At 71.2% G+C, this 10,791-nt stretch carries 8 protein-coding genes and 1 pseudogene; 4 read left to right on the plus strand and 5 right to left on the minus strand.

What is annotated here, in order from left to right; all coding sequences use genetic code 11:
- A pseudogene (locus tag ABZ749_RS18905) lies at window positions 1-442 on the minus strand (hypothetical protein); the annotation flags it as partial.
- Window positions 443-549: 107 nt separating this feature from the next.
- On the opposite strand from ABZ749_RS18905, the gene ABZ749_RS18910 reads away from it, so the two are divergent.
- On the plus strand, window positions 550-2,043 hold the full coding sequence (locus tag ABZ749_RS18910) for an MFS transporter (protein WP_357229450.1): 1,494 nt from the start codon (window positions 550-552) through the stop codon (window positions 2,041-2,043).
- Window positions 2,044-2,072: 29 nt separating this feature from the next.
- On the opposite strand, the gene leuA is transcribed toward ABZ749_RS18910, so the two are convergent.
- Window positions 2,073-3,824: a 2-isopropylmalate synthase gene (gene leuA / locus ABZ749_RS18915; RefSeq protein ID WP_357229453.1), complete on the minus strand. Its 1,752-nt coding sequence runs from the start codon at window positions 3,822-3,824 to the stop codon at window positions 2,073-2,075.
- A gap of 237 nt (window positions 3,825-4,061) precedes the next feature.
- Complete coding sequence (locus ABZ749_RS18920) at window positions 4,062-5,333, minus strand: MFS transporter (RefSeq protein ID WP_357229455.1); 1,272 nt, start codon at window positions 5,331-5,333, stop codon at window positions 4,062-4,064.
- A gap of 77 nt (window positions 5,334-5,410) precedes the next feature.
- Between ABZ749_RS18920 and ABZ749_RS18925 the strand changes: the two genes are divergently transcribed.
- Complete coding sequence (locus ABZ749_RS18925) at window positions 5,411-6,397, plus strand: ArsR family transcriptional regulator (RefSeq protein WP_357229458.1); 987 nt, start codon at window positions 5,411-5,413, stop codon at window positions 6,395-6,397.
- 13 nt (window positions 6,398-6,410) lie between these two features.
- On the opposite strand, the gene ABZ749_RS18930 is transcribed toward ABZ749_RS18925, so the two are convergent.
- Window positions 6,411-6,941 (minus strand): nitroreductase family protein, encoded by a 531-nt coding sequence (locus ABZ749_RS18930; RefSeq protein WP_357229461.1) that lies wholly within the window; start codon window positions 6,939-6,941, stop codon window positions 6,411-6,413.
- Window positions 6,942-7,025: 84 nt separating this feature from the next.
- On the minus strand, window positions 7,026-7,814 hold the full coding sequence (locus ABZ749_RS18935) for a hypothetical protein (RefSeq protein ID WP_357229464.1): 789 nt from the start codon (window positions 7,812-7,814) through the stop codon (window positions 7,026-7,028).
- 259 nt (window positions 7,815-8,073) lie between these two features.
- Here ABZ749_RS18935 and ABZ749_RS18940 point away from each other — a divergent pair, with 259 nt between their 5' ends.
- Window positions 8,074-9,339, plus strand: a complete 1,266-nt coding sequence (locus tag ABZ749_RS18940; RefSeq protein WP_030489892.1) for an aspartate kinase — start codon at window positions 8,074-8,076, stop codon at window positions 9,337-9,339.
- A gap of 5 nt (window positions 9,340-9,344) precedes the next feature.
- Window positions 9,345-10,406 (plus strand): aspartate-semialdehyde dehydrogenase, encoded by a 1,062-nt coding sequence (locus ABZ749_RS18945; protein ID WP_091403390.1) that lies wholly within the window; start codon window positions 9,345-9,347, stop codon window positions 10,404-10,406.
- Window positions 10,407-10,791 lie beyond the last annotated feature (385 nt).

Here is a 10,791-nt window from a genome sequence, read left to right on the forward strand (position 1 = left end):
TGTTCGGGCACTTCCTGCGGCTGTCGGTGGGCTTCCACGAGCGGTACACGTCCGGCCGGATGGCGTTGGCCAACGGCACCATGTGGTCGATGTCCACGTCGGAGGGATCCGAGAAGCTGCGACCGTCGTACACGCTCTCCCAGCGCCCACCGACCACGTTGCAGCCGGAGAGCTTCACGTCCTTGCCGTCGCGCTGGAGGATGCTGTCCCGGATATCGCAGTTCTTGCCGGTGTCCCGCCAATGCGGGAAACGCTCCCGGCTGTAGCCCTTCATCGAGCCGGCGGTGGCGACGGTCAGCTGACTCAGCTGCTCAGCGGCGTTGCCGCCGTCGCTCGACGGCGGTGTGGTCGGTTCATCCTGCGGGACGCAACCGGCCACGCCGAGCGCCAGCGCCGCGGTGAGCACGGCCACCGCCGCTCGCGGTCCTGATCTGGTACGCACAGACGACACCTCTCCAGCTTGGGGGCTCCCGGCGATTGCGCACAGTACCCGGGCACGGTTTCGGCGTTTCGTGGCGTCTCCCACATGATGCAAGGCAGATTGGTGGGATGACCGCACCCGTACCGGCGACGGCCCTCCGGATGGGCACCACCGCCGGCCGGGGCACGCTGCTCGCCGCCGTACTCGCCTCTGGAATGGTCTTCCTCGACAGCACCGTCGTCAACGTGGCGCTGCCGAAACTTGGGCAGGACCTCGGCGCGAACGTGGCCGATCTCCAGTGGACCATCAACGGCTATCTGCTGATGCTGGCGGCGTTCGTGCTGCTCGGCGGCGCGCTGGGCGACCGCTTCGGCCGGCGACGCATATTCCTCATCGGCGTGGTCTGGTTCACCGCCGCCTCCGTGCTCTGCGGGCTGGCCCAGGACACCGGCATGCTGATCGCCGCCCGGTTCCTCCAGGGCGCCGGTGGCGCGCTGCTCACGCCCGGGTCGCTGTCGGTGCTCCAGGCGAGCTTCCATCCCGACGACCGGGGCCGGGCGATCGGTGCCTGGGCCGGGCTGTCCGGGGTCTCCACCGCGCTGGGGCCGTTCATCGGGGGCTGGCTGATCGACGCGCTCTCCTGGCGCTGGATCTTCTTCCTCAACCTGCCGATAGCCGTTCTCGTGCTGCTGGCCGCCCTGCGCTGGGTGCCGGAGAGCCGGGACGAGAGCGCCTCCCGCACCGAGGAGCGGGGTCGGACCCGACGACGGTTCGACGTCGCCGGAGCCCTGCTCGGAGCGCTCGCGCTCGCCGGCGTCACCTACGCCCTGATCGACGCGCCGGCCCGCGGGTTCGACTCCGCCGAGGTGCTGATCGCCGCCCTGGTCGGGGTGCTCTCCGCAGTGGCCTTCGTCCTGCTGGAACGGCGACGTGGCGACACCGCCATGCTGCCCACCGGCCTGTTCAGCAGCCGACTCTTCTCGGTGTTGAACATCTTCACCGTTGTCGTCTACGCGGCGCTCGGCGGCTTTACCTTCTTCTTCGCCGTCTACCTGCAGAACGTGGTCGGCTGGTCGGCCTTCCGCACCGGCATCGCGTTGCTGCCGATGACCCTGCTGCTGCTGGTCGGCTCCGCGCGCGCCGGTGCGCTGTCCGCCCGGATCGGCCCACGGCTGCCGCTGGCCATCGGACCGGTGGTCGCCGCGATCGGGCTGCTGCTGCTGCGCGGCGTCGGACCGGGCGCGTCGTACTGGCGGGACGTGCTGCCCGGGGTGCTGCTCTTCGGCATCGGGCTGACCCTGGTGGTGGCACCGCTCACCGCGTCGGTGCTGGCCGCCGTGCAGGACCGGTTCTCCGGGGTGGCCAGCGGGTTCAACAACGCCGCGTCCCGCGCCGGCGGCCTGCTCGCGGTGGCGGCGCTGCCGCTGCTGGTCGGGCTCTCCGGCGGCGGGTACGAGCAGAAGGCCGAGCTGACCGACGCGTTCCGGGGCGCGATGGAGTGGTGTGCGGGGCTGCTCGTGGCCGGCGCGCTGCTGGCCCTCGTGCTGGTCCACCGACCGCCCCGGAAAGCCCCGCCGTCCCAGCCCTGCCACTCACTGCCCGCCGCGACACCCCCGAAGTAGGAAGCCACTTCGGGGGTGTCGCGCGCAGGTCAGCGGCGGGCGCGGTTGACGGCGCTGGTGACCGCCTTGATCGACGCTGTGACGATGTTGGCGTCGGTGCCGACACCCCAGACCGTCCTGCCGTCCACCTCACACTCCACGTACGCGGCGGCCTGCGCGTCACCACCCGAGGAGAGCGCGTGCTCGTGGTAGTCGAGCACCCGTACGCCCACCCCGACCGACTGGAGCGCGTTCACGTACGCGTCGATCGGGCCGTTGCCGACAGCGGCGAGCGAGCGCTGCTCGCCGCCCACACCGACCTGGGCCTCGATCTCGACCTTGCCGTCCACCGTGCCGATCGTGTAGCCGGCCAGCCGGACCGCCGGGTCGGGCTGGTGGTCGAGCAGGTAGTGCGTCGCGAAGATCTCCCACATGGCGGCCGGGTCGACCTCGCCGCCGTCGTGGTCGGTGACCTGCTGCACCACCCCGGAGAACTCGATCTGGAGCCGGCGCGGCAGGTCCAGTTGGTGCTCGCTCTTCATGATGTACGCGACGCCGCCCTTGCCGGACTGCGAGTTGACCCGGATGACCGCCTCGTAGGTGCGGCCCAGGTCCTTCGGGTCGATTGGCAGGTACGGCACCGCCCAGGTGTGCTCGTCCACCGGCACGCCGGCCGCCTTCGCGTCGGCGGCGAGGGCGTCGAAGCCCTTCTTGATCGCGTCCTGGTGGGAACCGGAGAAGGCGGTGTAGACCAGGTCGCCCGCGTACGGGTGGCGCTCGTGCACCGGCAGTTGGTTGCAGTATTCAACCGCTCGCCGGACCTCGTCGATGTTCGAGAAGTCGATCATCGGGTCGATGCCCTGGGAGAAGATGTTGAGCCCCAGGGTCACCAGGTCGACGTTGCCGGTGCGCTCACCGTTGCCGAACAGGCAGCCCTCGATGCGGTCCGCGCCGGCGAGCAGGCCCAGCTCGGCGGCGGCCACACCGGTGCCCCGGTCGTTGTGCGGGTGCAGGCTCAACACCACGCTGTCCCGGCGCGGCAGGTGCCTGTGCATCCACTCGATCGAGTCGGCGTACACGTTGGGGGTGGCCATCTCGACTGTGGCCGGCAGGTTGATGATCAGCGGTCGGTCCGGGGTCGGGTCGATCACGTCGATCACCCGGGAGCAGACCTCCAGCGCGTACTCCAGCTCGGTGCCCGTGTACGACTCCGGCGAGTACTCGTAGAAGATCTCCGTGTCCGGGGTGTGGATCTCGGCGTACTTCTGGCAGAGCCGCGCCCCGGTGGTGGCGATGTCGGCGATGCCGTCCCTGTCCAGGCCGAAGACCACCCGCCGCTGGAGGGTGGAGGTCGAGTTGTAGAAGTGCACGATGGCCCGCTTCGCGCCGCGCAGCGACTCGAACGTCCGGTCGATCAGGTGCTCCCGGCACTGCGTGAGCACCTGGATGGTGACGTCGTCCGGGATCATGTCGTCTTCGATGAGCTGCCGGACGAAGTCGAAGTCGGTCTGGCTCGCCGACGGAAAACCGACCTCGATCTCCTTGTAGCCCATCTGGACCAGTAGCTGGAACATCCGGCGCTTGCGCTCGGGCGACATCGGGTCGATCAGTGCCTGGTTGCCGTCTCGGAGATCCACGGCGCACCAGCGGGGGGCGGCCTCGACGGTGCGGGTGGGCCAGGTGCGGTCCGGGAGTTCGACCCGGAACTGCTCCCCGTACGGCTGGTAGCGGTGGTACGGCATCCGGCTCGGGCGTTGCCGGGCGATCGGATCGGTTTCAGCGTCGGTGACAGGTTGAGCCATCTCGGAGTGCTCCCTGGAACATGTGGCGTCAGCAGATCGGAAGGTGTCGGCGAGATGCCGGGCGACGGTGCGCGGCGGTGCCGAGAGGAAAATCGGATGTGCTGGACGGCGCGATGCAACTCCGCGACGAGGTGCCGGCCGGTCAGGCCTCGTCGCGGCGGCTAAGGAGGAGCAGCGCCTGCCACATGACCAAGTCACCCTACGTGATGGAACGGTGGGTGGAAAGACAGGTCCGGACTATGGGACCGGGGTCATGGCCGGCGCCGCGGCCTCGGCACCCAGGCGCGGCGTGCGCCCGGCCCAGGCCACGGCAGGCACGATCGCCAGCCCGACCAGCACGAAGATCGCTGCCGTCGGTAACCAACCCCACCCGCCGGTGGTCACCCCGAGCGCGGTCAGTCCGGCCGGCGCGATCAGGTACTGCACCTGCACGCCGAGTTCGAGCGCCCCCACGTACGCGCCGCGCTGGTTGGCCGGTGGCAGGGTGGCGGTGAGGCCCCAGGTGCCGGCCGACTCGATCAGCTCGGCCAGGATGAGTACCGTCGCCGCGACCACCAGCACCACGATGGTGAGCCAGCCCCGGGTGAACCCGGAGATCGGCAGGGCCAGACAGAACAGGGCGATCAGCAGTCCACCCCGACGGGAGGCCCGGGCCGCGCCCGCCGCGCTGTCCGCGCCCCGGCTCACGCGTACCTGGAGCAGCACGACCAGGACCGTGTTGAGCAGCACCAGAGCGGCGATGACCGTCTTCGGGGCGTCGGTGTGGGTGAGGATCCAGAGCGGCATGACCGTCAGGTAGAGCGCCTGGTGTGCGGTGAGCAGCCCGGAGAGCAGGGACACCGTCATGAACGGGCGGTCCCGCAGCACGGCGAGCCGACTCATCGGCTCCACCGGCCTCCGCACCTGCGGCAGTCGAGGCAGTCGGCGCACGAAGAGGGCCGTCACCAGGAAGACCGTCGAGATGAACCAGACCATCCCCCGGTACGCCTCGATCGTGTCCACTGCCAGCACCAGGCCGCTGATCACCGCGCCGAGCCCGAAGCCGACGTTCAGCGACGAGCGCTGGTACGCCATCGCTGTGACCCGTTCGGCCGGCGCGAGCGCGTTGATCGAGTAGACCTGCCGGGCCACGCCGACAGCGGCGTCCACGGCTGCCAGCGCCACCACCACGGCGAGGAACCCCGCGAAGCCGCCCACGAAGGGGTAGGTCGCGAACAGCGCCGCGTTCAGCACCAGCCCCACCACCCAGACCCGCTGCGGTCCGTACCGGTCGGTGAGCCCACCCAGCGACACCGTGCCCAGCAGCGTCACCCCCGCCGCGACGGAGAGCCCCAACCCCACCTGGGCGGCGCTGAGCCCGAGCGCCCGGGTGAAGAAGACGGCGCTGCCGGCGTGGAACAGGCCGCTGCCGACGGCGTAGACCATGGCCTGCACGGCCAGGGCGCGGGTCAGCCCGGCCGGCGGTACGACGTCTCGAACGGCGGTACGGATGGTTTCTCTGGTCCCCATGTTGGGGGAGTGAATCGGGTCCCCATGACCTCGGTCGAATCTTTTAGGCTGGACCGAATCCTGCTCCTGGGGGGCGTGTGTCCGAGTTGCGGTTCAGCCTGGCCGACGTGGCGGGAGTGCGGCTCGCCGTGTCACCGGTCAACGAGACGGTCATGAGCATGTGGGCGCTGGCCAACCCGGTCCGCTACGCGGTGCACCTGCCCTGGATCGACCGGGCCCGGGTGACGTTGCATCGTCCCGAAGTGGCCGACCGGGTCCGGCCTCTGGTGGGGTTGGTCGTGCCGGGTCGCTGGCTGCCCGACTTCCTCACCCCGGCGGCCCGACCTAACGTGGAGATGGCCGAGCAGCTCGACCAGATCGCCGCGACGCCGCCGGCCGTGGTGGTCCAGGACCTGCTGGCGACCACCTGGCAGAAGCCGCTGAGCCCGTTCGGGCGGGCGCTGCTCGCCGACCCCGGCGGGCTGCTGCCGCAGGTCGTCGACGCGGTGCGGGTCTGGTACGACGAGGCGATAGCCCCGGACTGGCCGCGGATGCGGGCGCTGCTCGACGCCGACGTGGCGTATCGGGCCGCCCAGCTCGCCGAGAGCGGCGCCGGCCGGTTCTTCGAGCACCTCCACCCGAGCCTGCGGTGGCACGGCGACCGGGTGATCAGCGACGACACGTTCGAGCGGGACTTCGACCTCCGCGGTCGTGGGCTGGCGCTGAACCCGACGGTGTTCACCGAGCAGCACGTGCTGTGGAACCTGCTTGAGGATTCGCTGCCGGCCGGCGCGTACCCGGTCCGTGCCGTCGGGACGCTCTGGGAGGCGACCGCGTCGCCGCCCGGCGACCCACTGGCACGGGTGATCGGGCCGGGCCGGACCACGCTGCTGTACCTGCTCGAGACGGCGCTGACCACCACCGACCTGGCCCGACTCACCGGGATGTCCGCCGGAAACGTCTCCCAGCACCTGGCCGCGTTGCACGGCGCCGGCCTGGTGTCCCGGTTCCGCGAGGGCCGGCATGTGCGCTATCGCAACACCGATGCCGCGGCGGTCCTCCTGCGGGCCAGCCGGGGCGGGTGAGCCCGGCGACCGATCACCGCAGCAGCAGCTCGGCGACCGGATGGCGGTGCCGCAGGCCGGTCTCCCGGGCGTGCAGGTCGGCCGGGAGGTCGAACGGGTTGCCGAGTCGTCCGACAGCGGCGACCACCAACGGGCGGACGTCGCCGGGCAGGTCGAGTTCGGTGGCGAGGCCGGCCCGGTCGAACCGGGTGAGCTGGTGTACGTGCAGGCCGAGCGCTGTGGCCTGCACCGTCAGGTGGGCGATCGCCTGCCCCAGGTCGTACGCCGCCTGCTCGGTGTTCAGGCCGGTGTGTGCGCCGACCACCAGGGTCGCGGCGTGCCGGATCCAGATCTGGTCGTCGACCGGGAGGTTGATCAGGATCCGTTTCCAGGTCTCGTCGTCGCGGTGGCCGAGGGCGAACCGCCAGGGCTGCCCGTTCTCCGCCGACGGGGCCCAGCGCGCGGCCTCAAGCAGCGAGGCGGACTCCTCCGGGGTCAGCTCGGCGCCCGGGTCGAAGGCTCGTGGACTCCAGCGGTAGGCGAGCAGCGGGGTGAGATCGGCCATACACCGGATCGTCCTGTATGGGTGATTCGCCCCTCAGGATGGGGTGGCCGAATGTGGGCAAGAGCACCCGTAACGGGACGAAGATCAGGGCGTTCCCGCGCCCGGGCTCTCCGACGGGTCCGGGGTCGGCGGCGCAGCGGTGTCGAGCGGCTCCCGGTCGATCACCACCGGGCCGGCCAGCTGCACGGTGGCCGGTGCCGGGCCGGGTGCGGCGGCCAGCCTCAGCGTCCCGGCCCCGGTCTGGACGCCGGTGGGTGTGCCGTCCTGGTCGTAGCAGTAGATGCCCACATCCAGCGGGGCGTTCAGCGACGCCGAGGTGGAATCCACCGAGTAGCAGGTGCCGGTGAGGCCGTCGGGCGTCCTGGCCGGGGCGACGGCCAGAGGCGCGCGTCGGTCGGTGAGCACGTCCAGCCAGTCGGTGAGCAGGTGCTGGACCCGGGGGTCCGAACGGCGTGGAACCGCGTCGTCGCGATCACCCAGGCGTACGCAACTCGCCGACTCGGCCCGACCGGCCGACGGCAGGGCGCACTGGAACAGCCCGTCGGCCGTGCTGGCCATCGAGACGTCGGCGGTGCCACCCAGGGCGCCCCCCGGCACGTCGACCCGCCAGCTGCCGTCGTTCGCGCTGGTGAACACGATGGTGCGATCCGATTGACCCGTCTGGCTGTAGACGTACTGGGCCACCAGGTGACGGTCCTGAGCCGCCGCGGCCAGCGCGGCCAGCTCGTCCCGCGCGGCGTCCACCTCGACCGGCCCCGGGTCGACTGGCGGCGGAGTCGGAGGCTGCTCGCTGGTGCAGGCGACCAGGAGGGCTGGCAGGGCGAGGACGAGCGGCCCGATCACGCGGCCGGCCGAGCGGATGAGGACGGGCACCGGCCCATTCTGGTGGGTGCGGGCGGTTGGCGGGTGCCGGCGCGTACCTGGCTCGTCCCGGCGTGTCGGGCGGGGCGTCCCGGCGTACCCGTCCGACCTGGTGGGACCGCCCCGGCCGGTCCCGGCCGGGCCGGATGGTGGGATCACCTGACCCGGCTCCGTTATCCGCCGGATACCCTCATGAGGTCTGACACGCGCCGCCGGCCCCGGTTCCGGCGGCGTCGGCACGCTCAGGGTCGCTGGGAGGGAGTGCACCGTCGTGGCACTCGTGGTGCAGAAGTACGGCGGGTCCTCCGTCGCCAACGCCGAGCGGATCAAGCGGGTGGCAGAGCGCATCGTCGCCGCCCGCAAGGCCGGCGACGACGTGGTGGTGGTGGTCTCCGCGATGGGTGACACCACCGACGAGCTGCTCGACCTGGCCAACCAGGTCAGCCCGCTGCCGCCGGGCCGCGAACTGGACATGCTGCTCACCGCCGGGGAGCGGATCTCCATGGCCCTGCTGGCCATGGCCATCCACAACCTGGGGTACGAAGCCCGCTCGTTCACCGGTTCGCAGGCCGGCGTGATCACCACCTCGGTGCACGGCCGCGCCCGGATCATCGACGTCACCCCCGGGCGGCTCAAGGGAGCGCTCGACGAGGGTTCGGTGGTCATCGTGGCCGGCTTCCAGGGCGTCTCGCAGGACACCAAGGACGTCACCACGCTGGGTCGCGGTGGTTCGGACACCACCGCCGTGGCGCTCGCCGCCGCCCTGCACGCCGACGTCTGCGAGATCTACACCGACGTGGACGGCATCTTCACCGCCGACCCGCGGATCGTGCCCAACGCCCGCCACATCCAGCACATCACCTACGAGGAGATGTTGGAGCTGGCCGCGTGCGGCGCGAAGGTGCTGCACCTGCGTAGCGTGGAGTACGCCCGGCGGGCGGGGTTGCCGATCCACGTCCGTTCGTCATACTCGACCAACACCGGCACGATGGTCACCGGATCGATGGAGGACCTTTCCGTGGAGCAGGCACTGATCACCGGGGTCGCGCACGACCGCAGCGAGGCCAAGATCACGATCGTCGGGGTGCCCGACGAGCCGGGTGCCGCCGCGCGGATCTTCGACACCGTCGCCGGCGCCGAGATCAACATCGACATGATCGTGCAGAACGTCTCCACCGAGGGCACCGGCCGGACGGACATCTCGTTCACCCTGCCCAAGGCCGACGGCCCCACCGCGATGGCCGCGCTCAGCAAGATCCAGGAGCCGGTCAAGTTCAAGGGCCTGCTCTACGACGACCACGTCGGCAAGGTCTCGCTGATCGGCGCGGGCATGCGCTCGCACCCCGGGGTGGCGGCCGGCTTCTTCGCCGCCCTCGGCGCGGCCGGGGTCAACATCGAGATGATCTCCACCTCCGAGATCCGGGTCTCCGTGGTCTGCCGGGACACCGACCTCGACGCCGCCGTCCGCGCCATCCACGACGCGTTCGAGCTGGGCGGCGACACCGAAGCCGTGGTCTACGCGGGGACGGGTAGGTAGCGCCGATGACGGCGCTGCCCACCCTCGCCGTGGTCGGAGCGACAGGTGCCGTCGGCACGGTGATGTGTGAGCTGCTCACCGGCCGACGCAACGTCTGGGGCGAGATCCGGCTGCTCGCCTCCGAGCGCTCCGTTGGCCGCCGGGTGCGCTGCCGGGGCGAGGAACTCGTCGTCCAGGCGCTGACCCCCGAGGCGTTCGACGGGGTCCAGGTGGCCATGTTCGACGTGCCCGACGAGGTCTCCGCCGAGTGGGCGCCGATCGCCGTCGCCCGCGGCGCGATCGCTGTCGACAACTCCGGCGCGTTCCGGATGGACCGCGACGTCCCGCTGGTCGTTCCGGAGATCAACCCCGAGCAGGTCCGCAACCGGCCCCGGGGCATCATCGCCAACGCCAACTGCACCACCCTCGCGATGATCGTCGCCGTCGCGCCGCTGCACCGCGAGTACGGCCTCCGAGAGCTGGTGCTCGCCTCCTACCAGGCGGTCTCCGGAGCCGGTCAGTCCGGCGTCGACATCCTGCACGACCAACTCACCAAGGTCGCCGGCGACCGGGCGCTCGGCTCGCGCACCGGCGACGTACGCCAGGCGGTCGGCGACGACCTGGGCCCGTTCCCGGCACCCATGGCGCTCAACGTGGTCCCGTGGGCCGGCTCCCCGGCGGACAGCGGCTGGTCTTCGGAAGAGATGAAGATCCGCAACGAGTCGCGGAAGATCCTCGGCCTCCCCGACCTCAAGGTCTCCGCCACCTGCGTCCGGGTGCCGGTGGTCACCGCCCACTCGGTAGCGGTGCACGCGGTCTTCGCCACCGAGGTCGACGCCGAGGGTGCTCGCGAGGCACTGCGCAACGCACCGGGGGTGATCCTGGTCGACGACCCCGCGGCCGGCGAGTTCCCGATGCCGATCGACGCCGTCGGCACCGACCCGTCCTGGGTCGGCCGGATCCGCCGTGCCCTGGACGACCCCCGCGCCCTCGACTTCTTCGTCACCGGCGACAACCTCCGCAAGGGTGCTGCCCTCAACACGGCCCAGATCGCCGAACTCCTGGCCAAAGAACTCCGCACCCCCTAACCCCCGCTGCCTCCCCGCGCCGGTCCAGCGCGGCGTCTCCCTGCGCCGCCCGCCCCTGCGCCGCCCGCCCCTGCGCCGCCCGCCCCTGCGCCGCCCCTGCGCGCGGCGCGGTTGCCCCCTGCCGCGGCCCTGCCCCCTGACCCGCGTCGATCATGGACTTGTGGTGGGGGGCGTTCACCCCTTCCGGGGCTAAAGCGCCCACCCCAAGTCCATGATCGATCTGGCCTTGAGGCTCGGGGCGCCCTCCGCTGCGGCGATCTTGCAGTTTCTGTGGCGGCATAAAGGATTAGAGCGACAAAACGACAACCGGAAGTGCAAGATCGCCGGGGCGTGGGGCGTGGGGCGTGGGGCGTGGGGCGTGGGGCGTGGGGCGTGGGGCGTGGGG

The organism is Micromonospora sp. NPDC047753 (assembly GCF_040642735.1).
Lineage (GTDB): Bacteria > Actinomycetota > Actinomycetes > Mycobacteriales > Micromonosporaceae > Micromonospora.